A 25,152-nucleotide genomic window follows, 5' to 3' on the forward strand; every position below is an offset into this window, starting at 1 on the left:
AGACCTCGCAGATCAGGGAGGTGTCGCGAATCAGCCGCAGCCTGATCGGCGGCTCGCCGTATCTGATGGCGTTGGTGACCAGCTCGCTGACGACCAGCTCGGTGACGAAGGACGCCTCCTCCAGTCCCCAGGCGTCCACCTGGTCGACCGCGAGCTTCCTGGCACGCGGCACCTGCGCGGGGTCGGGCTCGATGTCCCAGTCGGCGACGTGGCGGGGGTCCAGCGCGTGCGTACGGGCGAGCAGCAGGGCGGCGTCGTCGGTGCGGCGTTCGGTGAGCATGGTGTCCATCACCGTGTCGCACAGGGTCTCCAGCGAGGTGGCCGAGTGGTTCAGGACCCGCCGCAGTTCGGTGATCCCCTGGTCCACGTCACGCTCGCGGCTCTCCACCAGCCCGTCGGTGTACAGGGTGAGCAGACTGCCCTCGGGCAGCTCGAACTCGGTGGCCTCGAAAGGCAGCCCACCGACGCCGAGCGGCGGTCCCGGCTGTGCGCGTACCGGCGTTCCGGTGCCGTCCGGGGAGATGATCAACGGCAACGGGTGACCGGCGCTCGCCAGCGTGAAGCGCCGGGAGACAGGGTCGTAGACGGTGTACAGGCAGGTGGCCCCGGGCTCACCGGCCGGCGGGAAGCGGCCGGCGGGCTGGAGGCCCCCGGCGAGGTGGAGGACCAGGTCGTCCAGATGGGTCAGCAGCTCCTCCGGCGGCAGGTCGACATCGGCCAGGGTGCGGACCGCCGTGCGCAGCCGGCCCATGCTGGCCGCGGCGTGCAGGCCGTGGCCGACGACGTCACCGACGACCAGGGCGACCCGGGCACCGGACAGCGGAATGACGTCGAACCAGTCACCGCCCACTTCCGTGCCGGTCCCGGCGGGCAGGTAGCGGGATGCCACCTCGACCGCCTGCTGGGTCGGCAACCCCTGGGGCAGCAGGCTGCGTTGCAGGGTCAGCGCGGTCGCGCGCTCGCGTGAGTACCGGCGGGCGTTGTCGATGGCGACGGCGGCCTTGGCGGTCAGCTCTTCGGCGAGGATCAGGTCGTCGGCGGTGAAGGCCTCGGGCCGGTCGCGGCGGGAGAAGGCGACGACGCCGAGCAGCACGCCCCGGGCCCGGAGCGGCACGGTGATCCGTCCGGTCAGCCCGGCCGCGGCGATGGCCCCGTCGATCGATGGGTTGCCCGGCGGCCAGTGGGCCGGGTCGGCGGCGAGTCCGGGCCCGAAGGCCCATTCGCCGCCCTGGCCGGGTTCGGCGGCGAGCTCGACCGTGGACCTGCCGGTGGCCATGCAGCGGGCGGGGACGGAACCGGGAGTGTGGCTGACCGGCGTCGGGGACCCGGCCGCCCGGCCGGTGCCCTTCTCCTTCTCCTCCGCCTTCTCCTCCTCCGTGCCGCACTGGGCGGCGCGGAGGAGCACGACCGTCTCCCCGGCGGTGAACGCGGAGGCGGAGGGCGGTTCCTCTCCGCGCAGCACCTCGTCCAGAAGATCCACGGTGACGGAGTCGGCGAATTCCGGCACCGGGGTACCGGCCAGCTCCTAGGCGGTGCCGATCACGTCGAGCGTCAGGCCGATCCCGCCACTGGCCTTGTTGAGGATGAGCAGGCGTTGCCGGGCCCAGTACTCGGCACTCATGTCGAAGCCCCAGTTGGCGACCGCGCGGACCGTGCCCTCGGCATCCCGGACGGGCCACATGTTGGTGGCCCAGGCGTTCGCGTAGTCGCTGCCGAGCGGCCGGAAGACGGTGATGAGACGTGCGGGCTCACCCGTCCTCACCACTTCGGAGAGCCGGTCGGTATAGGCCATGTCGTCGAGTTCGGTGAACAGCTCACGGTACTTCTCACCGAGCACCTGCTCCTCGGAGTGCGCCATCACCCGGCTCGCGGCGGCGTTGACCCACAGGAACCGCAACTCGGGGTCGTAGACGCCCAGGGCGAAGGGGCACTGCTCGAAGGCCCGGTCGGCGATCACCGGACGGCGTTCCCACGGCTGGGCGGTCATCGCGTGGCCCAGCGCACGGCCGTCCGCGCCGTGCAGCGGATGAACCGTCAGTACGGCGTCCACCGCGGAACCGTCCCGGTGGCGCAACGGGACGACTTCCGTGTGCTCGGATCCGATGCCGCCGTTCCCCGGAAAAGCCGTTGGGCGATCTACCAGCAGGTCGGTCAGGGGCCGCCCCACGGTCTCCCGCGCCGTCCAGCCCAGCAGCAGCCGCCCGCCCTCGCTCCAGCCGCTCACCACGCCGTGCGGGTCGACCACGACAGTGGCGGTGGAGGCATCCTGCTCGGCGGACATTTCCACGCGCCCCGCTTCCGTTCGGACCGTGCTGCTCGCCAGGACCGGGTTCTTGCGGCTGCTTCCAGCCTAGGTCCGCTCCGCCCGGCGCGCCGCACGGTCACGTTCCGTGCCGCGCGGTGAACGCCACGTGACTACAGCTCCAGGGATCCTCGCGTGGGCCGGGGCCGGGACGAAGGGCGGGTCGACGGGCACCGGGTAGGCGGTGTTGACGTAGACCGGCCGGCCGTAGCCGCGCAGCTGCCAGTGCGAGGGGACGCGAAGGGAGTCCCAGGAGCCGTCGTCGAAGTCCGGGGCTTCGAATCCGTCCGTCTCCGGGCGCAGGGCGGGCGAGAACCGGATCGCCCAGTCCCCGTTGAGGTCGATCCGAGGGGCGTCGGAGTCCAGGGCCGCGCGCGAGGCGGCCCTGCCGCGGCCGGGTGCGTAGTCCTCGAAATAGCGTGCGGGGATGAGGAATCCTCCGGCGGTCGTCGGTGATGCGCGCGACCGTGCTATCGAAGGTGACGTGCGGGAAGCGCCACGATCACCTGGGGTGGTTCCCGGGACGGGCTGTGCGGTGCGGATGCCGTGCGGGACGAGCGCGGCCTTGGGACCGCCTGCACCGCGCCGACCGCTTCCCGGTCCGCGTACGGTTCCACCCCGACCGGTGTGGTCATCGGGCACCTGGACACTCATGCCGGTATTTCGTAGCTGCGGGCCAGATGGACTGCCCCATTCGACCAATCCGGGGCCCGGACGAGTCCGAACCACTACCGACACCCGTGACCTACCCCGGAGCAGCCTGTGAAGGAAGCCGTGTCCATCGGCGGAACCCCCTCCGCCGAGCCAGACCTGAAGGAGCTGATGGGCCAGGTCGCCCTGGGCGACCAGGACGCCTTCGCGTCGGTGTACGACCGGGCGATGGGCCCCGTACTCGGCACCGTGCGCGCTGTTCTGCGCGATCACGCCCAGTCGGAGGAGGTGGCACAGGAGATCATGGTCGAGCTCTGGCGGACCGCCGCACGCTACCGGCCGGACCGGGGAACGGCGATCAACTGGATCCTGACCCTGGCCCACCGCCGGGCGGTCGACCGGGTGCGCTCCGCCGAGGCTGCCGCGGCCCGCGACCACAAGGCGGCGCTCCTGGACCGGACGCCCGCGTACGACACCGTGGCCGAGCAGGTGGAGACCCGGCTCGAACGCGAGCAGGTGCGGCGCTGCATGCGCACGCTGACCGAGATCCAGCGCCAGGCCGTCACCCTCGCCTACTACCGCGGCCTCACGTACCGTGAGGTCGCGGAAATCCTGACGCTGCCTCTGGGCACCGTGAAAACCCGTATGCGCGACGGTCTGATCCGGCTGCGTGACTGCCTGGGGGTGACCGCGTGAACACCACTGACCTGCACACACTGACCGGCGCGTACGCGATGGACGCGCTGTCCGACACCGAGCGGGCCGCGTTCGAGCGGCACCTGTCCGGGTGCGAGGCCTGTACGCAGGAGACCGCCGAGCTGACCGCGACCTCCGCCCGGCTCGGTCTCGCGGTCAGTGTCACGCCGCGGGCCGGGCTGCGGGACGAGGTGCTGCGACGGATCACGACGGTCCGTCAGGAGACGCCGCGCGAGGCCGGTGCGGCCACGTCGATCCCCCGAGCTGCCGCCCGCCGGACGATTCTGTCCCGCTGGGCACTCGCCGCCTGCGTGGCGGCGGCCGCCGCCTTCGGCGGCACAGCGGTGTGGCAGCACCAGCGCGCCGAGGACGCCCTCGACCAGGCCAGACAGGCCAGGCAGGCCACCCAGGATGCCGGGCGTGTCTCGGCCGTGCTCGCGGCACCGGACGCCCGCAGCGGCTCGGCGAAGCTGGGCGAGGGTGCGACCGGCACCGTCGTCGTCTCCAGGAGCCAGGACAAGGCCGTGTTCGCGGTCTCCGGGATGACGCCGCCGCCCAAGGGAAAGACGTACCAGCTGTGGTTCGACGAGGACGGGGGCATGCGCTCCGCCGGGCTGATGGAGCCCGGCCGCAGCGAGCAGACGGTACTGATGAGCGGCGCCGTGTCCGGGGCGTCCGGCATGGGCATCACCGTCGAGCCCGCCGGGGGCTCCGAACAGCCGACATCCGCCCCGGTGGCCCTGATGCCACTGCCGACCTGAGGGGCCGGGAGGTCCCGGGAGCGGGATCCGGGACACTCCCGTCCTTCGCCACGGAGCAGGCCGTCCGGCCGCCGACGCGTCATCAGCGACCGGACGGCACTTCCGGCGCCGCCGCAGGCCCGCCTCAACTCCGAGGCGGCAGCGGAAAGAAGCCGCTCGTCCGGGCCACGTACGCGGCGTAACCCGGGCGGCCCGACATGTGCTGCTCGAGCAGACGCTGGCCGCTGCCACGGGTCAGGAGCAGGGTCATCACGAGCGGGGCGACGACGACGGCAGCGGCCACGGCGAGCGAGCCGACGGCGAGCAGGAACAGGCCCCACCACACGCAGAAGTCGCCGAAGTAGTTCGGATGGCGGGTGTAGCGCCACAGGCCCTGATCCATGATCCGGCCGCGGTTCGCCGGGGCGGCCTTGAACCGGGCCAGCTGCGCATCGCCGACCGCCTCGAAGAACATCCCCACCGTCCACAGCGCGACGCCCGCCCAGGCGAGCCGGCCCATCGGCTCCGGTACGTAGTGGGCGGCCTGAACCGGCAGGGACACCAGCCAGACCAGAGCGCCCTGGAGCAGGTATACCTTGCGCAGGGCGTAGAGGGTCGGGTCGCCCGGAGCCTTGGCCAGCATGCGGGCGTAGCGCGGGTCCTCCCCGTGGCCGCGGCCGCGCCGGTTGATGTGCCCGGCGAGTCGAAGACCCCAGACGGCTGTCAGTACGGTGACGAGGACGCGCCGGACCGGGTCACCGTCCGCCCCGGACGACGCGAGGAGACTCGTGACGGCGACCGTGGTGAAGCCCAGGCCCCAGGCGATGTCGACGATCCGGTGCATGCCCTTGCGTACGGCGACGGCGAAGGTGACCAGCATGACGGCGAGGGCGGCCGACGCGGACCAGGGCAGGCCGGCCGCGAAGTCGCCCCAGGGAAACCCGTCGGCCGTACTCACGCCACTCACCCGGCTCACGTCGCTCATGCCGCCGCCGACCGCTCAAGGCCCGCGTGCCAGTGCGGCGGAGCCGGCGGGGGGCCCGCGACACCGAGGCGGGCGGCGATGCCGACGGCGCGGGCCCGGTCGGAGAGCGGGAGCCGAGGTGCGCTCCGCCGCTGTTCCCGGGCTGCTGCCCGGATGGCACGCGGCCCGTCGGCCAGGCCGCCCTCGACCTCCAGCTCTCCGGTTGCGCGGGCCTGGGCGAGTCCCGACTCGCCGGGCTGCCACAGGCGTCGCAGTGCGTGCCGGGAGCGTACGACGACGGGGCCGGTGGCCGGGCCTGTCCCGCTGCCGTCCCCAGCACGCAGCCGCACGGGGAGCGGGCCGCCGAGTGCGGATTCGGCGCGTGCGGATTCGGTGAGTGCGGCGAGGCGGTGGGACGCGGTCCTGTGCCGCGCGGAACGGGCGGTGGTCATCGGGCGGCGGCCTCCTTGGTGAGCAGGAACTGCTGGACGTCGAGGTAACCGGCGCGGAACCCGGCCTCGGAGTAGGCGAGGTAGAGGGTCCACATGCGGCGGAAGGTCTCGTCGAAGCCCAGGGCCTCGACCTCGCCGGCGCGCTCGGTGAACCGTTCGCGCCACAGTCGGAGCGTCTCGGCGTAGTGAGGGCCGTAGGCGTCGCGGTGGGTGAGGGCGAGACCGGTGTGCTGACGCACCGTCTCGACGACGGCCTCGACCGAGGGAAGGATTCCGCCGGGGAAGATGTACTTGCCGATCCAGGTGTGCGTGGAGCGGGAGGCGAGCATCCGGTCGTGCGGCATGGTGATGGCCTGCAGGGCCGCCCGGCCGCCCGGGGCGAGCCGCTCGTCGAGAGTGCGGAAGTAGACCGGCCAGAACTCGGCTCCGACGGCCTCGATCATCTCGACGCTGACCACCGCGTCGTACGTGCCGCGTGCTTCGCGGTAATCGCACAGCTCGACGGAGGCCCGGCCGGACAGGCCGGCCGCGGCGATCCGGTCACGGGCCAGGTCGCGTTGTCCGGCGGAGAGGGTGAGCGAGGTGACGCGAGCTCCGCGGGCAGCGGCGCGGATGGCCAGCTCGCCCCAGCCGGTGCCGATCTCCAGGACACGGGTTCCCTCCCGGACCCCGGCGAGGTCGAGCAGCCGGTCGATCTTGCGGCGCTGGGCGTCGGCGAGGTGGCGCGGTTCGGCCGGCAGGGTACGGAAGAGCGCCGAGGAGTAGCTGAGGGTCTCGTCGAGGAAGAGCGCGAACAGGTCGTTGGACAGGTCGTAGTGGTGGCTGATGTTCTCGCGGGAGCCGTCAGGGGTGTTGCGCTGCTCCTGGGGACGGCGAGGGGCCCACAGTGCGCGCAGCCGTTGCAGGGGCGGGGGCACCAGCCCGCCTGCGTGGGTGGCGAGGACGGTGAGAGCGGCGACCAGGTCGGGGGCGTCCCACTCTCCGGCCATGTAGGACTCGCCGAAACCGATCAGGCCCCGCGCGCCGATGCGGCCGTGAAAGGCCCGCGGGTCGTGGATGTCCAGGACCGCGCCGCCCTTCCCGAGTTCCGTTCCGTCGGCGAACCGCACCCGCAACGGCAGTTGGTTCAGGGCTCGCTTGACCAGGGCGGCGGCGATCGCGGTACGGGGGCCGTGGCGGGGCACGGGGGCGGCGACGTCGGGCCACCGGTCCGGGTCCGGTCCGGCGGGAACGGCCGCCGTCCCGGCCTCGGCTGTCCTTCCGGGCACAGCGGGCTTCCCGGGCACCTCGGCCTCCGCAGGGGTTGACCTCTCGGCGTCGGCGGGCTCGGCGGCGGGCGCGGGCACCCGGGGCTCCGGGGCCGACGCGGACTCCGGGGCGGTGCGGGGCTCGGCTGTGGTCATGAAGCGTCCTCCGGGGTCCTCGGTTCGGATTCGGGTGGGCGTGGTTCGGGTCTCGGCTGTAGGGGCAGCCCCCGCAGGTAGAGGCGGATGCCGTGCCACCGGATCGCGGCGGACACGGCGAGCGTGGACCACGGGTGGCGCAGGGCCTGCCGGAGCAGGGTGCTCGTACGCGCTTCGCGGCGAAGGCCCCGGACGGTTGCGGTGAAGGGCCTGCCGCCGTCGCGTTCCAGGTGCACGGTGAGGTCGAGGCTGTCACCAGGGGCGGGCAGCCGCATGCGGTAGCGGCCGTCGACGGGGAAGAACGGCGACACGCGGAACTCCTTGCCGGTCACCGCCCGGCCTTCGGCGTCGGGGCGCAGCAGGTAGCAGTGGCGTTCGCCGTAGGTGTTGTGCACCTCGGCGACGACGCAGCGCAGGGCGCCGTCAAGGCCGTGGCACCAGTAGACCGTCAGCGGGTTGAACACGTACCCGAGGACACGGGCGTGGGTGAGCATCAGGACCGGCCCGCCTCGCAGGTCCACGCCGTGCCCGGCCAGGAACGCCTCGAGTCCCGCCCGGATCGTCGGACGGTCGCCGTCGAAGTGGTCGCGTGCGTCGAAGCGTGCCAAGGGACGCAGGGGTACGGGAGGTTCGGGAGGGCGGTCGGGGTCGATCAGCCACATGTACGTGCGGTGCCGCAGCGCGTACCGCCACGGGGCGGTACGGATGTGCGCGATCACCACGGCGTACAGGGCCGGGGCCGGGTACGAGGCCGATTCCGGGGCCTGGTCCGTGTTCACCAGCGCACTCCGAGTGCCGCGGCGGCCGCGACGCCGGAACGGCAGCCGTCCTCGTGGAACCCCCAGCCGTGGTACGCCCCGGCGAACGCGGTGACCGCGGTACTCAGTTCGGGCAGCCGCTGCTGGGCGGCCACCGACTCCGGGGTGTGGACCGGGTGTTCGTACACCATGCGGGCCCGGACCAGGTCCGGGTCGACGAGGTCCTCGCCGCCGAGCGTGACCACGTACGTATCGGGTGCGTTCAGGCGTTGGAGCCGGTTCATGTCGTAGCTGACTCGCACCCGGTCGGCGCCCGCCGTGCAGGAGGGCATCAGGTAGTTCCAGGAGGCGCGGGCGCCCCGGGCGCGCGGCAGCAGGCTGGTGTCGGTGTGCAGGAGCGTGGTGTTGCGGGAGTACCGGAAGGCGCCGAGTACCTCCTTCTCCTGCGCGGTGGCGTCGGCGAGGAGCCGGATCGCCTGGTCCGGGTGGGTGGCGACGACCACCGAGTCGTAGGACCGGGTGGAGCCGTCGCCGGCGGTGATGCGAACGCCGTCGGAGTGCCGCTGGACAGCCCGGACCGGAGTGGCGGCGCGCACCGCGTGCAGGGCGCGGGCCACCCGGTCGACGTACGTGCGCGAGCCGCCGCTGACCGTGCGCCAGGTCGGCGATCCGCCGACCGAGAGCAGTCCGTGGTGGCGCAGGAACCGGAACAGGTACGCGGCCGGGTAGCGCTGCGCGGTGACGGCGTCGCAGGACCAGACCGACGAGATCAGCGGGGTCATGAAATGCGTACGGAAGTAGGAGGAGAAGCCCTCGCGGTCCAGGAACTCGCCCAGCACGAGGCTTGTTCCGGCGTCCTGTGCGAGCAGCCGGCGCGCGGCCCGGTGGAAGGCGGGCACCTGGGCGAGCAGCCGCAGATACCGCGCGCTCAGGGCGTTGCGGGGCCTGGCGAACAGTCCGGCCGGGCCGCGCGCACCGGCGTACTCCAGGCCGCATCCCTCACACCGTACCGACAGGCTCATCTCCGACTCCTGTGTGGTTACGCCGAGTTCGGCGAACAGTCGCAGGAGGTTCGGATAGCTGCGGCGGTTGTGGACGATGAAGCCGGAGTCGACCCGGTGCGCCGAGCCGTCGGGCGAGGTCAGGTCGTGGGTGTGGGCGTGTCCGCCGAGCCGGTCGTCGGCCTCGTACAGCGTGACGTGATGCGCGTGGGCGAGCACGTACGCGGCGGTGAGACCGGCCACGCCGCTGCCGATCACCGCCGTGCAGGGCCGGCCCCGGTCCCGGTATCCGGGAGCCGGGGACCCCTCGGCCCCGCCCGCCGTGCTCGCTGACCCCATGGACATGTTTCTCCTCTCCGGCCGCGAGTGCCGTTTCGTGGGTAATCCGGAGCCGGGGAGGTGACGGATTGGGGAGGCGATCGGCTTTTCCGGTGAACCACGACGGGCCGGTCATACGGTGCCGACGCGGGCGGCATGGCCGCGTGCGGACGAAAGACGGCATGGACCGGTCCCGACACGGGCCGGGCCGGTGCCGACGGGACGGTGCGGCCGCGCGGACCCACTCCTGCGGCCGCACACCTCCCTCACGCGGCCCGGCGGTCGGCTGACGGACTCCCCGCGGGCACCCAGACGTCAGCTCCCGTGGGTCACTTGGGCATGAGGACCGAGTCGATGATGTAGACGTTGGCGTTGGCCGTCCGCACGTTGCCGCAGACCACGTCGGCCGAGTCGGCGACCTTGAAGGACTCGCCGGAGCCGGAGGTGGTCACCTCGGTCTTCGCCAGGGTCTCGAACGTGCCGTTCTCCAGGTCCTCCGGGGTGAGCTTCTGGCCGACCACGTGGTGGGTGAGGATCTTGGTCAGCTGCTCCTTGTCGTTGAGGACCTTGTCCAGGTCCGCCTTCGGGATCTCGCCGAAGGCGTCGTTGGTGGGCGCGAAGACGGTGATGTCCTTCGCGTTGTTCAGGGTGTCGACGAGACCGGCCTTCTGCACGGCCGTGACCAGCGTCGACAGGGCCGGGTTGTTGGACGCGGCGGTGGCGACCGGGTCCATGGCCATCCCGTCGAACGAGCCCGCGCCGTCCTCCGGCACGGACGCACAGGCCGGACCGAACGGACCGTCCATCGCCTCGGCGTCGCCCCCGGAGGTCTCGGGCTCCTTCTCCTTCGACGCGGGGGCCGAGGCGCTGTCGGAAGCCTTGTCCTGGGCGCCGCTGTCGGAGCAGGCGGTCAGGGCCAGCGGCAGCATGGCAGCGGCAGCAACGACGACAGCGACACGACGGACACGATTCTGCATGGAAATCCCTCATCGATCGGATGCGTAAGAGCCCTGTGCTCTCTTCACCGGGAATTCGGGGCGGGTACGGAGGCGGATTGGTCCCTTCTCGAAAGAGGCTCCCTCGTCACCCGACAGGGCCCCATCACCAAGCCGGAACCGGCGCGAGCACGGATTCCCGGTATGGAAGACGACATGGAAGCTCAACGGCCGAGCGCCGCCCCTCCCGGCAGCGGCAGCGGCGGTGGCGGTGGCGGTGGCAAGCGGAGCCTGAGACGGCTCTGCTTCGGAGCCCTGAGCGGCCTGCTCGCCGGGTACGCGGCGCTCGCGGTCGCCGAACTGGTCGCCGCCGCGGTGCGGCCGGAGTCGGGGCCGGTCATCGCGGTGGGCGGCGCGGCGATCGACCGTACGCCGTCCGCCGTGAAGGACTGGGCGATCCGCCAGTTCGGCACGAACGACAAGCTGGTGCTGCAACTCGGCATCCTCGCCGTGCTCTGCGCCCTGGCCCTGCTCCTCGGCGTGCTTGCGACCCGTCGGCGCCGTATCGGCTCGCTCGCCGTCGGCGCCGTCGGTGCCGTCGGCGCGCTGGCCGCCACCAGCCGGCCCGACTCGACGGGCGTGGCCGACGCCCTGCCGTCCGTGGTGGGCGCCGTGGCCGGCGTCGCGCTGCTCTACTGGCTGGTCGGACGACTGGAACCCCGCACCGCACCCACGACGGACGTGACGGAGCCGAGCGCTCCAGCGGACTCCGGCTGGGACCGTCGCACCTTCGTCATCGCCGCGACCGCTGCCGCCGCGGCGTCGACCGGCGCCGGAGTGGCCGGCCGGGTCCTGAACGGTTCGCAGGCCCGGAGCGCCGCCGCCTCGCGCAAGGACGTGACGATCCCCCCGCCGTCGTCCAGAGCCACCCCCACACCTCGCGGAGCCGCACCGCGCATCAAGGGGATTACCCCGTACGTGACGCCCAACGACGACTTCTACCGCGTCGACACCGCCCTGGTCGTACCCAAAGTCGACGCCACCACCTGGAAGCTCCGCATCCACGGCAAGGGTGTGACCCGCGAACAGACCCTGACCTTCGACGACTTGCTCGGGATGCCGCTGGTCGAACGCACCATCACCCTGGCCTGCGTCTCCAACGAGGTCGGCGGCCCGTACATCGGCAACGCCCGCTGGATCGGCGTCCCCCTGGCCGAACTGCTCCGCCAGTGCGGTGTCAGGCCGCCGTCCAAGGGCGGACCCGCCGATCAGCTCGTGGCGCGCTCCGTGGACGGCATGACGCTCGGCACCCCCGTCGAGGACGTCATGGACGGACGCGACGCGATGCTGGCCGTCGGCATGAACGGCGAGCCGCTGCCGTTCGTACACGGCTTTCCCGTGCGCATGCTCGTGCCCGGCCTGTACGGCTACGTCTCGGCGTGCAAATGGATCCGGGACATCGAGCTGACCACCTTCGACGCCTACGACACCTACTGGGTGAAACGGGACTGGTCACAGCGTGCCCCGATCAAGACCCAGTCCCGTATCGACACCCCCAAGCCGTTCGCCCGCCCCGCCGCGGGCACCGTCATGGTCGCCGGGGTCGCCTGGGCACAGCACCGGGGCATCGACAAGGTCGAGGTCAGGGTCGACGACGGCCCGTGGGAGGAGGCCCGGCTCGCCACCGAGGACACGAGGGACACCTGGCGCCAGTGGTCGTACGAGTGGCAGGCCACCAAGGGCGGTCACACACTCACCGTCCGGGCCACCGACCGCACGGGCGAGACCCAGACCGAACGCCGTACCCGCACCATCCCGGACGGTGCCTCGGGCCGGCACTCCGTCGTCGTTACCGTCGACTGAGCGTGACCCAGTGGTGCCAGACTGGAGGGGAGTCCTGTGAGGCGGCTCGCCCCCGGCTCCGGGGACCGGGCCGGGCGCCGCGTACGCCCCATTCGAGAGCGTGGAGCGGTCCAGGGCCGGCCACCGGAGGGCCAGTGCACGGTGCGGCCGCTCAGTCGCGGCCGCGGGCCTGCTTGAAGCGGGCAAGTCCGTCGGCGAGGTCGATCAGCGGTTCCGGGTAGCCGAGCCCGGCCCTCGTCTCGCGGGGCAGCCGCCAGGGCTCGTGCACCAGGCGGTCCTCGACATCGGCGAGCTCGGGCACCCACCGGCGGACGTACGTTCCACGCGGGTCGAAGCGCTTGCCCTGGACCACCGGGTTGAGGACGCGGTGGGGGCGGGTGTCCGTGCCGGTGCCGGCCACCCACTGCCAGTTGAGCTGGTTGTTGACGACGTCCCCGTCGACGAGCAGGTCCAGGAAGTGCCGGGCTCCGATGCGCCAGTCCACGTACAGCGTCTTCGTGAGGAAGCTGGCCGTCAGCAGGCGGGCGCGGTTGTGCATCCAGCCCTCGTGGCGCAGTTGGCGCATGCCCGCGTCGACGACCGGGTAGCCGGTGCGGCCGTCCCGCCAGGCGGCGATCTCCTCGGCCGCGTCGTCCTCGCCGCGCCAGTGATCGTGCCGGGTGCGGTAGTCCGCGGCGGCCGCATCGGGGCGGGCGGCGAGGACCTGGTGGTGGAAGTCGCGCCAGCACATCTGTCGTACGAACGCCTCCGCTCCGGGGCCTCCGTGTGCGCGGGCGCGCCGGACGAGTTCGACGGGTGAGAGAGCCCCGAAGTGGAGGTAGGGCGAAAGGCGGGAGGTGGCGTCGCCCGCCAGGTCGTCGTGCTGGTCCTCGTACCGGGCGAGGTCGCCGGACCACCACTGGGCGCAGCGGGCGCGGCCGGCCGTCTCGCCGCCCTCGGGGAGTCCGGGCGAGGTGGCGTCGACGTCCTTGGCCGACGGCGGGGACTCGCCGCGCGCCGCGTCGGGGACGCGCACGGTCCCGGGCGGCGGCAGCGGGTCGCGCAGTGGCGTCTGCGACCAGCGGCGGAAGTACGGGGTGAACACGGCGTAGTGGTCGGAGCCGGTCCCGGCGGGTGTCACCGCGCCGGGGGCGACGGCAGTGGTCACGGAGTCGTGGACGTGCAGCGCGACCCCCTGTGCGGCCAGCGCCTCGCACAGCTGCTGCTCGCGCCGGTGGGCGTACCCGGTGACGGCGGCGGCCATGTGCATCTCGGTGGCCCCGCACTCGGCGGTGACGGCGGGAACCTCCCGGGCGACGGGCCCGGTCCGCACCACGAGGCGGCCGCCCCGGTGCCGGAGCCGCTCGTCGAGGTCGGTCAGGCAGTCGGCGAGGAACGCCCGGCGATTGGGTGAGTCGAAGCCGGCCGCGCGCACCCCCGGATCTCGTACGAACAGGGGGACGACCTCGTCCGCGGCGCGCAAGGCGGCGTTCAGAGGGGGATGGTCGTGCAGACGCAGGTCTGCGGTGAACAGGACGACCGCGACGGTCATGTGGCCACTCCTGGGGCGCTGGTGGGGACGGGCTACGACTCATGGGTAACGGGTGGTCCCGGGTCCTGGGTCACGGGCGGCAGCGGGTCATTGCATGGCCGCGTCGTCGTCGGAGACCAGGGCCGGCGAGGGGCGTTGGGCGATCCCCGTCTCCCCGGCGGACCGTCAGGCTGCCGAGCACGTCTGGCTTTCGCGACTCCGCGCCCAGCGCGGAGGCCAACCGTTACCGTCCGGATCGCGGTACTGGACGGTTGGAGGGGGCCTTCCCCGGCCGGCGGTCGAAGGGGTTCAGCGTACGAGGATCAGCCCGCAGCTGTACGCACGCGCGTGGCCGATGCCCTGAGTGAGGGCCGCGACGAATGTCTTCGGGTCGGTGACCGTCAGAGTGCCCTTGATCTCCGCGCGGGCGATGCGCAGGCCCTTGTGCGGTGCCGGGCTGGAGACGCGCGGGAGCATGCGCACGGCGATCCGGTCGGTGTCGGTGTCCGCGCCGATGCGCGTGAGACCGTCCGGGGCGGTCGCGGGTTCGCCGGGCGGTTGGAGGCGGCGCGCGAACCACCCCTTCACATGGTCGGGGCGGGTGTGGGGGACGCGGGTACCCCGGGTCTTCGGCGGAGAGCCCGGTGGCGGCGGAACGCTGCGGACCGGATTGACGACCGTGCGGAAGGCGACCTGGTCACCGACGCGGAAGGTGCGGTCGATGGTGAGGGGCTCCGGCTTTTCGGCCAGGGCCCCACGAGGGATACCGCTCCAGTCCGCGGGGAGTGACGACTGGACCACCAGGTTGAGCCGCGCCTGACGGAGGTCGACGGTCCAGGTCGACAGGATGCCCATCTGCGCACGCGGGTCCGGGCTGCCGTCGTCCACCCAACCGGGGAAGCCGCTCATGACGGTCCGGTGCATGTCCTGGGCGTCGATGAGTGATTTGCCGGAGAACGGATGCCGGGAATCCAGGCTCAGCAGGGTCTGCGCGGCGACGAACCTGGCGGCCCCGCTCGCGCCTGACGGCGCACTCGACGTGGCGGCGGTCGTGTTCACAGGATGATGTCCCATCCACGGGCGTGTGCGGCGATGGTGATGCGATGGCGGGTCTCCCAGCGGAGGCCGTGAGTGCCCCCGTCCGCTCCGAAGCGCACGGGCTGGTCGGACAGCGGGCCGACACCGGGGAGCGGTTTCGGACTCTCGATCCAGGCCCATGGGCGTGCGCGCGTCACGGCAGCCGGCGGCTCACCTTCGGGGCCGACGGCATCGGGGAGCAGGGCGTGTGTTGCGAATGCTGACCGGAGAGGGCCGGGGACGATGCCGAGGGCGAGGTCCCCCGAAGGCGGACAGGCCTTGCGGCCGAGCCACAGCAGCCGCTTCGGGTGCTCCAGGGCATGGGCCATACGTTCCAGGAGGGTGGTGTCCGGGTGTTCCAGGCCGACGAGAAAAGCGGCGTCGGCGAGGTACCAACGTTCTGTGATCAGGCTGTGGCGGCGAACCTCTCCGGAGACGAGGGCTCCTGACGCCGGGTCGGCGGTGACGTACTTCGGCGAGCCGTACCAGGCTTCCAGCTCTCCCCGGCCGAACGGACCGGCCTCCGGGGCCGGTGCGACCGACAACGGGTCCGTCGTCGCTCTGGCGGCTCGCTGGTGGTCGGTGATGAGGTCGCGCGGGCGCAGCGGATACGTTCCCCCGCCGACCGTGTGGTAGTCGCGAAGCGGCGTGCCGGGCCGGTCGGCACGCACCCCGAAGAGCACCTCGGCCAGTTCCCCGAGAGGCTCATCCCGGGGCAGCCCGAGAGCCGCGGCACACAGGCCGATCACGCCCGACTTCGTGGGACGGCTGTGGGTGTCGCGACGGGCGAACCTGCCGTTGACGCCCCAGGACTGCAGAGGCCCGGCCAGCCGGACGAGCAGGACGTGCGTGTCGCTCTCTGCGCTCACGGCGTGAGGTCCTCGGCTCGCTCCACCAAGGACAGCGAGTCCGGCAGCCCCAGCTCGCCCAGGAGCAGGTCGATCTCGGGGTCGTACGTGAGCACCCTCGCGGTACGCAGATCGTCGCGTCGGCGGCTGACGAAGGTGTGGTGGCGCAGCAGCCTGCGCACGGCGGCGGGGCCCGCCGGACCTTCTCCACCGGTCGACGAGGGCCCCTCGTCGACCGCCTTCTGGAAGGCGGACGCGTAGTTGTAGGGGCGTTCCCCTTCGAAGGCGAGGACGAGCGCCGGAAGCGATCCGGTGGAAGCGGTGGAGTTCTTCTTCGCTTCCGGAAACGCCTCCACGAAGGAGTTCACGAACTCCTTCTCGGCCTCGGACGCGGCCTGTTCGGCCTCGGCCTCGTCCATTCCGGCCACTCGTAGATTGGTGCGGAGCTGTGTACGGTCGAGAACCGCATGCCGGTAGAAGGTTCCGGAGATCAAGGACTGGTACCCGGTCATGCCCGCGCCCGCGTCGTCGGCGGCGTCGAGGAAGTCGAGAGCATTGCGTTTGCGATCAAGCTTCGCGTCATCGGCGGCCGCGTAGAAGTCCTCGATCTGCTCCGACTCGTGCACGGTGAAGGCGTGCCCTGTCTGGACGGCGCCGTCGACGTTCGGCGAGTCGGGAAGCTCGGCGAGGAAGCGGCCGTAAAGAGCGATGTCGACGGCGTCGCGAGGAGCGAGCGCCAGCAGAACGGCATCGCGTGTGGCCTTGGGCAGCGGGGGAAGGGCGACGGCCGTGGCGGTTTCCTCCGCGGCCTCCGCTGCGGCTCCCTCCGCCTCCGGTGGTGTCGCGGCCTTCCTCTTCGCTCCGCGACGCGCTTTCTTCGCCGCCTCGGCGTTCGCCTGAGCTTCGAGATACGTGCCGCACCACTCCTCGACCTCCGCCGCCCGGCCGGCGATGTGATCCGCGATCTTCGCCCCGGCGTCGGACGGGGCGAAGATGAGCACCCTGGTCAGATGGGCAACGGTCTTCTTGTTCGGGTCGCCGAATTTGAGACCGCTCCCCTCCAGCACCGCTCGGGCCGTGGCCAGAGCCCTGTCCGCGTCCCAGCCGTGCGCGGACTGCAGTTCACGTCCGGCCAGCAGCGCCCACTCCCGGGTACGGACGCCCATGCTCCGTCCCTTGAGCGCCCCCCGGCCGGCGTTGGCCCGGTTACGCGCGTGCACCCGCTCGGCACGCCTGCGCGCCTGACTCGTGATCATGTGGCGTTCCACGCCGCCGAAGACCAGGGTCTTGGGCTGCCCGTTCTCGTCACGCACCGGAAGGACCGCGGCCAGCGTCTCGATGAGATGCAAGGAGAGGAACTGACTGCGAGGTGACTCGGTCACGGGGTGGTGTCCTTCCGCGTCGTCGGTCGAAATCATCGGTGGAGCCGTCGGTGGCGTCATCGGTTCGTCCGGTGCGTCCCGGCCGCGCCCGGCGGGGTGTGGAACTCGACCGACCACTGATAGGCGACGCGCGCTCTGCGGTCATGCCACCGGATGAGGTCCTCGGTCAGGCCGGTCCAGGACGGTGGGGGCTGTTCGCAGGACCGGAGCCGGGTGACCGTGTGCTGGAGGTGGCGCCAGGGGATGCGTCGACTGGCGACGACACGGTCCAGCAGTCGCTGGGCACCTGGATTGTCCGGCCCGCGCCCGGTCCCGTCCCCGATCCTGCGGGCCGCGGCGCCGAGGCTGCCATGGCCGTACGAGGGTGTGGGGCGCCCCTGATGGTAGATCGCGAACAGGAACGCCGTCTGCTCGAAGAGGTCGCGGTGGCTGTCGCCCCCGAACCAGCCCGCGCGGATGTGCGCATTGGTGCGGACCCGGGCCCTGCGGAGTTCGGCGAGAGTTCCGTACTCGCGGTTGCGGACGAGGGCGGCGAGCCAAGCGGTGAGTGCCGTGCTGTCGTGCGGGAAGACGGGCTGCTGTGTCCCCGCCCCGGCCGGCGGACTCTGCTCAGTCACGTGCGGTCTCCCCCCGGAGTTCGGCCGGGGCCCGCTCACCGGACATGGCCTCTTCGAAGAGCCGCACGCCCCGGGCCCGCGCGCGGTGATTCCGGTCGCCGGGCGGCAGGGCGTCCAAGCGCTGGAGCAACTGGGTACGAGCCGTCTTCATCAACTCCAGTGCGTAGGCGACCAATGGCGCGGACACCGGATCGTCGTCCTCGATCCCTCGGTCGATCACCTCGTCCAGCAATTCGTGGAAGGGGCTCTCGGCCGCAGGCCAGAAGGCGTAGCGGGCGTCGAGCCGTGCCACCTGTCCGGCCTCGTCCCCGGCCCGCACGGCCGGGAACGCGGTCTCTGCGGCCACGATCGCCGCGTGCTTCAGGGTCTGCGCCATGTACTCGGCGACGTCCGAGCCCCTGCGGGACGCCCGGTAGAGGTGCGCGGCCATGCCAGGGGCGTAGGGGTAGGCACCGTGTGTCCAGATGACGGGAAGCGTCTTGTTGGCCAGGAGACCGACAGCCCAGAGCTGGTAGGGAGCACCCGGCGTCGTCCGCTGGTACGGGAGAATGGACCGCAGCCGCGCGTACAACCCGGTCCGGTCATCCTTGACGGCGCTGTAGAGGGCGTGGGCCTGTTGCCAGAGGGCCCTGCTGGGGGAGGGCCAGAGCGGCTTCGACATGCCGTTCGTCGTCCTGCCGTACACGGCGTCCTGAAGGTGACGCGCCGGGTCGAGATCCAGTACCTCGCCGGCTCCGATCAGGACCCGGTCGACCGTGATCTGCCCATGCGGCCCGCGCGCCGGACGCAGCAGCACGGAACGCCCCAGGGAGCTGTGCAGGTCCGCGGAGCTGCGCGGCATCCGGGGCTTCGCCTTCTCCTTGAAGGTGCGCCGCTCGAAGCCGGCCGTGGTCCAGGAGGTGTTGAGCGGCTTTCCGGGTCCGTCGGGCGGATAGAGGTTCAGGCGCAGGGTCTCACCGAGTGTCTGTCCCAGGGCGACGACCCGGATCCGTCCCGTCAGACGACCCGCCGCGAGGTTGGTGACCTTGGCGCCGAGCCGCCTGCCGGACATACGTGCCCGCCCGTAAGGGCCGTAGACGTGCTGGGTGAGAGTGGCGCGAAACGCGTCCGCAGCCGGGAGCGGATTTTCGAGTTCGAGGTGATGATGGTCGAAATGCTGGCTGTAATCGCCGGCGTGTTCGATGACCAGCTGGGCTGTTCCGGTGCCGCTCTCGCGAAGGTCCGCCGCCAGTTCGGAGTTCTGCGCCAGCGGCTGTGTGGGGTGGAACAGGTCCCAGGAATCCGCGGGTTGATCCGCCAGCCAGGCGGCTGCCGGCGCGAGGCTTCTCCGGTCAAGGATCCAGGCGCGCCATTCCTTGTCGGAGGAAGGGCAGGTGCTGGAAGCGAAGCAGATCGCCAGGAGGTGCTCGAGGACGGCGACGGTCTCGCCCGGTGAGGAGCAGTCGAGGGTGGCCAGGTCATCGGCCTGGGCGAGGAGCCCGCACAGGGAGTGGTGAGCGGTCGCGCCGGAGATGGTGACGGTGGGGATGCAGGGCGCGAAGCGAGGATCCCAACCGGGGCGCTGCCCTGCGGGATTCAGCGGTCGAGCCTCGGACAATCCAGGTCACCACCCTTTGCCTGGCTGTTGATCCGGTCTGGAGCAACAGCCAGGAAACTACCAGGAGATGATCGCGGCAAGGACGTGTTCTCCGTTTCTCGCCATGCTTTGGGTAATCCGCGAAGAGGGACATCCCCGCCCACGCGGGGAAAAGCCCAACCAGAGCCCTTCAGGCTCCCGAGTTCCGTCATTGCCCCATGCGGGCCGATCCGTGTGAACTGCTCCCGCTGCAAGGGCGGAAGCGGTTCGGGTGGCATCGGACGCATCCCCGTCCTCAACGCGACCGTCGGCGAACGAGGATGCTGAGCGTCGTCCGCGCGTCCTTGCGGCGGTCCGGTGCGGAGGCGAGTACGGAGACGAGGGCCACGGCGACCAGGACGACCGAGTAGAGGGCGATGGAGACCCCGCTCAAGGCCATGGAGCAGTAGAGAAGGTGGGGGAACTGGGACACTGGCCATCCTTCTGTCGGGAGCCGGATCCGGCTGCTGTGGTGATGGCTCCAGACTGGCGACGGCGGTGCGGTGACGGCCAGTTGCGCCGACCGTCGTACCGCGGTTTCCGCAGGTCAGCCCGGCTGAGGGAGGACGGCGGCAGCCGGTTTTCCGGACAGCGGACAAGAGCAGGAGTGGGGCTGTGGCGGCTTCGGTGCGACGCGCGCGCGACGAGCTGCGCGACATGCTGAAGGAGGCGTGGGACGCCGCGGAGCTGACCTATACCGGCGTGGCCCGGAAGTTGGAGTGCTCTCGCTCGACGCTGACAGGCTGGATCGAGGGGAAGACGGTCCCCTCGTCGAAGCACGTGCATGACTTCTGGGCCGTGGTGGGGAGGTTGCAGAACGCCCCTGGCTCCTCGACGTACTCGGACGCGGCGTGGGAGGCCGCCCTGAGCGCGGCTCAGGAGGAGGCGAGGAGCGTGCAGTACGGGCAGCTTTCCGTGAACCGGCGGCCGGCGGACCCCGGCCTCCGCTTCGTCCGGCTGCACCGCTCCGCCCCCGACACCTCGGCGGTCGAGATCCAGGGGCGAACGGACGAGCGTACGGCGATGAACGCGTTCGTCCGGGACTCCCGCCCGGACGCACCGTCGTATCTGTGCTGGCACGCCGACGCTCCCGTGGGCAAGACCGCGCTGCTCGCCGACTACGTCGGTCGGCAGTCCTCGGCCGACGCCGACATCGTGACCTTCTTCGTCTCCGCGGCTCACGGCACGGACACACGCGCCGAGTTCGAGACGGAGATCGTCCACCAGATCGGCGACCTCCTCGACGGGACCGAGAGCCCCGTCCCGAGCAACGCCCGGGGGTGGAAGGCGCTCTTCGCCAAGGCCGCGGCGAAGAGCGAGTGTCACGGAAGGAAGCTTCTGCTCGTGGTCGACGGACTTGATGACGACGTGGCCTGGTCGGGCCTCGCGGCCGAGAGCGGCACGACGAGGGCCGGAGCCGATACCACCAACGCCGAGGGACCGGCCGGAACCGGGCGGAGGACCGCACGCGGAAGCATCGCCGCCCTCCTGCCCTCCCGGCCTCCGCCGAACATGCGCGTCATCGTCTCCCTCCGGCGCTGCACCCCTCTCCCCGACGACGTTCCCCCGGTACGGCATCCACTGCGCCGGAGCCGACACCTGCGCACTCTCGTACCCGTCCCCGGGGTACCGCTGATCCGACAGCCGCGGCCGGACGTCGCCGCGCTGGGCGAACCCGTCGCGGGCCTGCTGGCTGTGGCGGGCGGCGGCCTGCGTACGGCGGACTTGGCGGAACTGACCGGACTTCCCGCAGAGCGCCTCGACCGCTTGGCGCAGGGACCGGCGGGGCGCGCCCTTGTGACCGACGACCCGGTATTCCGGACGTACGGCTTGGCCGATCCCCGACTCCTGCGCGCGGTGCGCGAGGACTTGGGGGAGGCAGAGGTCCTGCGGTACACCCGGGTACTACTGGCCTGGTCGCGGAGATGGCGTGCGGCCGGCTGGCCGGACGGCACGCCCCCTTACCCCGTGGCGCATCAGCTTCGCCTGCTGACCGACACCTCCGAACGTGCCGCGTACGTCCTCGACATGCCCCGATTGCGTCGTCTCGCCAACATGGCCGGGACGGACGCCGCACTCGCTCAACTGGAGTCCTGCGAAACGGAGATCACCGGCCCGTCGGACGCCGCGCCCGACGGCGACGCTCTGGCGGCGCTCGTGCCCCTCTGCGCCGCGCGGTCGTCACTGCGCCAGGGCATACACGACGTACCTGCCGGGGCTGCCTCCCTCCTCGTCAGGCTGGGGGACGTGGAGCGGGCACTACGTCTGGCCCGCTCCGCGCCCACGGCCGTCGCCAGAGCCGTGCACCTGGCGGACGTGGCGGTGGAAACGGCATACGCGCGACGGGCCGGCCCGGACGCCGACGCCGTCGTACGGGAGGCAGCCGAGTGGCTGGTCCGAGACCGGGCCCACCAGGGCTTTCCCGGCACCGTCCGAGACTCCGAGTCGCACGCGCGGCTCCTTGGCGCGGCCCGTACGCTCGCGACACTGAAGGGTCCCGAGTCGGCTCGACCGCTGTTGCGCGCGGTGCTCCAGGACGGGACGGCCGGGACGGAAACGCTCATCGAGGCGGCAGGAATGCTGGCTTCGGCGGACGACCGTGATGTGGCGGCGATGTTGCACGACCGGGCGTGGACGCTCAGTGCGGGTGGCATGCGTGCTCGGGCGGCGGCGGTGGATCTCTGGGGTGCGTTGGCACGGACCACGCCGTCGTTCGGCCCGTACGCCGGTGACCGTATCGAGGCCATCTGTGAGGAGCTCGACGACGCGGACGGTCCGGGAGCTGTCGACGTCCTGGCCACCGCGGCGTCGGCGCTCATCCATCTCCCTGCCAAGCGGGGTCGTTCGGCTACGGAACTGACGCGGAAGGCCCTGGCCCGGATGCGCGAGGCGATCGAGGCGCTGAGGAACTCCGTTCCCCTGTCCGAGGACGATCAGGCCCACCTTCGCCGCGAACTGGCCGGCACGCTGGCGCGCCTGGCCAAGGCGGTGGCCGACACGGGCGTCGTGAGGGACGACCTCGACGGCATCGGACGACTTATGGAGACCCTGCCGGAAGAGCTGCGCATCGGGGTGCTGGGGGACGCCCTGCTGGAACGGGCGCAGTGGGTATTCGAGGCGGCCCAGGAGGCGAGGGCGCGGGAGGACGCCGAGTTGGTGGCCGCTGCCGACGAGCAGAGGAAGGCGAAGCGCAGGAAGAAGGACGGCGAGCGCAAGACCGCGAATGCGATACGCGACACCTATAGGGTGACGCGCAAAGAGCAGGGGAAGGCAGCGGCAGCACGAGCAGTGCAGATGATGGAGGCGGCACAGGCGGGGCCCGAAGGCGTACGGAAACCGTCCCCGACCAGGAACAGACCCACGCACCGGCGGTCGGCCGGCCTGCCTCCCCTCGGCGACGGCCCGCACCTTGATCGTCCTCACTCCCCCCTCTTGCTGGAGGCGGACGACCAGTTCGCCGCCGGCAACCTTCTGCGCAGCCGAGAACTGCTTGAGACAGAACTGCGGAACCGGGCTGCCGCACAGCCCTCGACGCCCGCGAGCAGTTCACCTCGCCCCGGAGGCTGGACAGCAGACCTTTGCCAGGCGATGGGCTCGGGAGGCCGGCCGGACGAGGCCGAAGCGTTCGCGCGGAGCCTGCCCGCCCCACATGACCGTGCGCGGCACCTGGCGGCCCTCTCCCTCGGCTGCTCCCTCGCCGGGCACGACGACTTGGGCACTCGCTACGCCCGAGCGGCGGCACGCCTGGTGTCCGACGGCGCGGCCCCCGATCTGGCGAACGCCGTGGCCCAGGCTCTCGCCCATACCGGAGACGAGCCCGCGGCCTCGGCGATGGCAACGGGAGACAGCGCTCCGCAGAGACGGCAGGCGCTGACAGCCGTCGCCGCCGGGCTCGTACGACACTGTCCCGAGAAGGCGGCACGCGTCGCGGCGCCCCTGGTCGAGGCCCTGGCACAGCGGATCGAGGCCGGGAGACACGGCAGCCCACTCATCCCGCTCACCGAGCCGGCCGCGCTGCTTCTCGCCTTCCCGGACATCCGGCACCCCGCCCCGCGCCTGAGCGACGCACTCCACCGCGCCGCGCTGCACGTCGCCGACCCCTCCTTGCCGTGGCCGCCGGCACGGTCGATGATCGTCCTCGCCCTGCTGGCACGGCTCGGCTGCCTTCCCGACGACGACACCGACATCGTCGCAAGCTCGACCGACAGATGGCGGCGCTCCTTCCAGCCGGGGCAGGAGCCCGCGGCGGAACTGGCCATGCTGGCCGCGGTGGACGGTGACACCGCTGCTGTATGGCGCCACGCTGATGCGGCGAGCACCCCGGACGCCCGGGTTATGGTGCTCCGCACCGCCGCGGCTCACCTGGCGGGCGCCCGGGTGACCTTGACCACGGACCATCGCGCCGCCGACCGGGTGATCCGGACCTGCCTGGCACTCGCCCGTGCGTCCGGCGACGGCGGTCCCCCCGCCGAGGAGACGGCTCGGCGCATCGCGCTGAAGCTCTTGAGATCCGACGCCTGGACCCACACGATCCCTCTGCTCCCACCGCTTGCTCCTGCGGCGCTGGGGAGCCTGGGCGCCATGGCGGGTGACCTGAGCAGGCAGGAAGGCACTGCCGACGGGAGCCATCTGCGGGGCCCGGACAGCGAGGCGGAGAAAGACTCCTGACGCTGCCCCTCCAGGGCCCCGCCACCGCCCTTTCGGCCTGCTTGTCAGACGGATCCCAGGTCGACGGTCACCAAGAAGGGCGCCGCGGCCTTGATCACTCCGGTGAACATCTCGCCGTCCCGGTAGGTCCTGGTGGCGGGGTCGAGGACGTAGGTGTAGACGATCGGGACACCGGTGGCGGCCTGTTCGACGCGCCAGTAGAAGGGGATGCCGGCCTTGGCGTACTGGTCGACCTTCACGATCCGGTCGGTGGTCTCCGAGCCGGGCGACACGACCTCGACGACCAGGAGTACGTGCTCGGGGGCGGGTGGGCGTGAGGTCGATGGTCTCCGCCCGGTAGACGATGACGTCCGGGCGGCGGTTGGTGAGGGGAAAGTCCTGCAGGCGGACGTCGAAGCCGGTGTCTGCGTTCCAGTCCGGGCCCGCGGCGGTGTCCAGGGCGTTGGCCAGGATGCGGGCCGGCCGGTTGTGGCGCTTGGAGGCGCTCGGGCTCACGACGACCATCCCGTCCACGATCTCGATGCCGGCGCACTGCTCCTCGGACCAGGAGTCGTACTGTTCCGCGCTGATCTGCGCGTGCATCCACGCGGGCGCGACCATCTCGGCGGCCATGGTGTACCTCCTCCGAGAGGCCTCGGCAGGTCCGGCGCTGCTGGGCCAAGCCTACTGATTCGAGCTGCCGGGCTGCCCGACTCGGAAGGGAAGGAGTCACCCACCACGTAATGGCGCATAAGTGCAATTCGGCCAAGTGAGGTGGGCTCGCCAGTGTTTCACCGGCTGCGGCAGACGCTGTGAGAGGCAGGGGCGTATGAACCGGTTGGCTGGTGTGACCTCGCCTTATCTACTTCAGCATGCCGACAATCCGGTCGACTGGTGGCCGTGGGGGCGGGCCTGAGGCGTTCGAGGAAGCAAAACGGCGCGATGTACCCGTTCTGCTGTCGGTCGGCTACTCCGCGTGTCGCTGGCGCCAGTGAACTCGCGAACCCAGTAGCTGGGGCCGTGCTCACACTTCTTTGATGATCACGCGCTTCCCGCAGAGCTTTGACCAGTCGTCACGGTCGGAAGTCAGAACGATCACGGGGGCCGGGACACGAAGCGCGAGCGCGGCGACGAGGGCGTCGATTGCGTACTTGTGTCCGTGCAGGCCGCCTGCGTTCCGGAGCAGCGCCACTGCAGTGAGGGAATCCTCCTGACTGACCGGTTCCACCCGCAGCCGGGAGAGCAGTGAGCTTGATCCGCTTTGACGGACATTCGAGATCAGGGGTTCAGCCCCGGGAGGATGTCCATCATGGAGAGCATGGGGAAGAAGAAGCCTCGCCGCCCTCGCCGCTCGTTCACGCCGGAGTTCAAGG

At 71.5% G+C, this 25,152-nt stretch carries 19 protein-coding genes and 4 pseudogenes; 6 read left to right on the top strand and 17 right to left on the bottom strand.

Annotation, left to right across the window (positions count from 1 at the left end; genetic code table 11):
• Both ACGF2Y_RS31260 and ACGF2Y_RS31265 read right to left on the bottom strand, forming a co-directional pair.
• Positions 1-2,287 (bottom strand): annotated as a pseudogene (locus ACGF2Y_RS31260) (SpoIIE family protein phosphatase); the annotation flags it as partial.
• Between the two features lie 63 nt (positions 2,288-2,350).
• Entirely contained in the window at positions 2,351-2,956 is a 606-nt protein-coding gene (locus tag ACGF2Y_RS31265; protein ID WP_392954452.1) for a hypothetical protein, read from the bottom strand.
• Between the two features lie 108 nt (positions 2,957-3,064).
• Here ACGF2Y_RS31265 and ACGF2Y_RS31270 point away from each other — a divergent pair, with 108 nt between their 5' ends.
• Together ACGF2Y_RS31270 and ACGF2Y_RS31275 are read left to right on the top strand one after the other, a co-directional pair.
• Positions 3,065-3,649: a sigma-70 family RNA polymerase sigma factor gene (locus tag ACGF2Y_RS31270; protein ID WP_392954454.1), complete on the top strand. Its 585-nt coding sequence runs from the start codon at positions 3,065-3,067 to the stop codon at positions 3,647-3,649.
• On the top strand, positions 3,646-4,410 hold the full coding sequence (locus ACGF2Y_RS31275) for an anti-sigma factor domain-containing protein (RefSeq protein WP_392954456.1): 765 nt from the start codon (positions 3,646-3,648) through the stop codon (positions 4,408-4,410). Before ACGF2Y_RS31270 ends, ACGF2Y_RS31275 begins: the two co-directional genes overlap by 4 nt.
• Positions 4,411-4,534: 124 nt before the next feature.
• On the opposite strand, the gene ACGF2Y_RS31280 is transcribed toward ACGF2Y_RS31275, so the two are convergent.
• The 6 genes from ACGF2Y_RS31280 to ACGF2Y_RS31305 all read right to left on the bottom strand — a co-directional run bounded on the left by ACGF2Y_RS31280 (position 4,535) and on the right by ACGF2Y_RS31305 (position 10,262).
• Complete coding sequence (locus ACGF2Y_RS31280) at positions 4,535-5,347, bottom strand: DUF1295 domain-containing protein (RefSeq protein WP_392954458.1); 813 nt, start codon at positions 5,345-5,347, stop codon at positions 4,535-4,537.
• Between the two features lie 23 nt (positions 5,348-5,370).
• On the bottom strand, positions 5,371-5,805 hold the full coding sequence (locus ACGF2Y_RS31285; protein ID WP_392954460.1) for a hypothetical protein: 435 nt from the start codon (positions 5,803-5,805) through the stop codon (positions 5,371-5,373).
• The gene (locus ACGF2Y_RS31290; RefSeq protein WP_392954462.1) at positions 5,802-7,208 is read right to left on the bottom strand and encodes a class I SAM-dependent methyltransferase; all 1,407 of its coding nucleotides are present in this window, start codon (positions 7,206-7,208) and stop codon (positions 5,802-5,804) included. Before ACGF2Y_RS31290 ends, ACGF2Y_RS31285 begins: the two co-directional genes overlap by 4 nt.
• A complete protein-coding gene (locus ACGF2Y_RS31295; RefSeq protein ID WP_392954464.1) occupies positions 7,205-7,987 on the bottom strand; it encodes a DUF1365 domain-containing protein in 783 nt (260 codons plus the stop codon). The genes ACGF2Y_RS31290 and ACGF2Y_RS31295 overlap by 4 nt, the downstream gene beginning before the upstream one ends.
• Positions 7,984-9,306, bottom strand: coding sequence for an NAD(P)/FAD-dependent oxidoreductase (locus tag ACGF2Y_RS31300; protein ID WP_392954466.1), 1,323 nt, complete (start codon positions 9,304-9,306; stop codon positions 7,984-7,986). The genes ACGF2Y_RS31295 and ACGF2Y_RS31300 overlap by 4 nt, the downstream gene beginning before the upstream one ends.
• Before the next feature lie 308 nt (positions 9,307-9,614).
• Complete coding sequence (locus ACGF2Y_RS31305) at positions 9,615-10,262, bottom strand: fasciclin domain-containing protein (protein WP_392954468.1); 648 nt, start codon at positions 10,260-10,262, stop codon at positions 9,615-9,617.
• Positions 10,263-10,436: 174 nt separating this feature from the next.
• Between ACGF2Y_RS31305 and ACGF2Y_RS31310 the strand changes: the two genes are divergently transcribed.
• A complete protein-coding gene (locus ACGF2Y_RS31310) occupies positions 10,437-12,083 on the top strand; it encodes a sulfite oxidase (protein ID WP_392954470.1) in 1,647 nt (548 codons plus the stop codon).
• A gap of 151 nt (positions 12,084-12,234) precedes the next feature.
• Here the strand turns inward: ACGF2Y_RS31310 and ACGF2Y_RS31315 are convergent, their stop codons facing one another.
• The 7 genes from ACGF2Y_RS31315 to ACGF2Y_RS31345 form a co-directional block, all read right to left on the bottom strand.
• Positions 12,235-13,614, bottom strand: coding sequence for a cryptochrome/photolyase family protein (locus ACGF2Y_RS31315; RefSeq protein WP_392954472.1), 1,380 nt, complete (start codon positions 13,612-13,614; stop codon positions 12,235-12,237).
• 288 nt (positions 13,615-13,902) lie between these two features.
• Entirely contained in the window at positions 13,903-14,652 is a 750-nt protein-coding gene (locus tag ACGF2Y_RS31320; protein WP_392954474.1) for a type I-E CRISPR-associated protein Cas6/Cse3/CasE, read from the bottom strand.
• Positions 14,649-15,539 carry a type I-E CRISPR-associated protein Cas5/CasD gene (gene cas5e, locus ACGF2Y_RS31325; protein ID WP_392954476.1) on the bottom strand — a complete coding sequence of 297 codons (891 nt, stop codon included), beginning with the start codon at positions 15,537-15,539 and terminating at the stop codon, positions 14,649-14,651. Before cas5e ends, ACGF2Y_RS31320 begins: the two co-directional genes overlap by 4 nt.
• Entirely contained in the window at positions 15,536-16,900 is a 1,365-nt protein-coding gene (locus ACGF2Y_RS31330; protein WP_392954478.1) for a type I-E CRISPR-associated protein Cas7/Cse4/CasC, read from the bottom strand. The genes cas5e and ACGF2Y_RS31330 overlap by 4 nt, the downstream gene beginning before the upstream one ends.
• Before the next feature lie 56 nt (positions 16,901-16,956).
• Complete coding sequence (gene casB / locus ACGF2Y_RS31335) at positions 16,957-17,517, bottom strand: type I-E CRISPR-associated protein Cse2/CasB (RefSeq protein WP_392954480.1); 561 nt, start codon at positions 17,515-17,517, stop codon at positions 16,957-16,959.
• Positions 17,510-19,114, bottom strand: coding sequence for a type I-E CRISPR-associated protein Cse1/CasA (locus ACGF2Y_RS31340; protein WP_392954482.1), 1,605 nt, complete (start codon positions 19,112-19,114; stop codon positions 17,510-17,512). The genes casB and ACGF2Y_RS31340 overlap by 8 nt, the downstream gene beginning before the upstream one ends.
• Positions 19,115-19,388: 274 nt before the next feature.
• Positions 19,389-19,565 (bottom strand): hypothetical protein, encoded by a 177-nt coding sequence (locus tag ACGF2Y_RS31345; protein WP_392954484.1) that lies wholly within the window; start codon positions 19,563-19,565, stop codon positions 19,389-19,391.
• Between the two features lie 182 nt (positions 19,566-19,747).
• Here ACGF2Y_RS31345 and ACGF2Y_RS31350 point away from each other — a divergent pair, with 182 nt between their 5' ends.
• Positions 19,748-23,800 (top strand): hypothetical protein, encoded by a 4,053-nt coding sequence (locus ACGF2Y_RS31350; RefSeq protein ID WP_392954486.1) that lies wholly within the window; start codon positions 19,748-19,750, stop codon positions 23,798-23,800.
• 44 nt (positions 23,801-23,844) lie between these two features.
• Here the strand turns inward: ACGF2Y_RS31350 and ACGF2Y_RS31355 are convergent.
• Positions 23,845-24,114: pseudogene (locus ACGF2Y_RS31355) on the bottom strand (Uma2 family endonuclease); the annotation flags it as partial.
• An 86-nt stretch (positions 24,115-24,200) separates the two neighbouring features.
• On the opposite strand from ACGF2Y_RS31355, the gene ACGF2Y_RS31360 reads away from it, so the two are divergent.
• Together ACGF2Y_RS31360 and ACGF2Y_RS31365 are read left to right on the top strand one after the other, a co-directional pair.
• On the top strand, positions 24,201-24,470 hold the full coding sequence (locus tag ACGF2Y_RS31360) for a hypothetical protein (protein WP_392954488.1): 270 nt from the start codon (positions 24,201-24,203) through the stop codon (positions 24,468-24,470).
• A 138-nt stretch (positions 24,471-24,608) separates the two neighbouring features.
• Positions 24,609-24,765: pseudogene (locus tag ACGF2Y_RS31365) on the top strand (DUF255 domain-containing protein); the annotation flags it as partial.
• A gap of 38 nt (positions 24,766-24,803) precedes the next feature.
• Here ACGF2Y_RS31365 and ACGF2Y_RS31370 read toward each other — a convergent pair.
• Positions 24,804-25,152: pseudogene (locus ACGF2Y_RS31370) on the bottom strand (hypothetical protein); the annotation flags it as partial.

It is taken from the genome of Streptomyces sp. NPDC048142, from assembly GCF_043202835.1.
GTDB lineage: Bacteria > Actinomycetota > Actinomycetes > Streptomycetales > Streptomycetaceae > Streptomyces.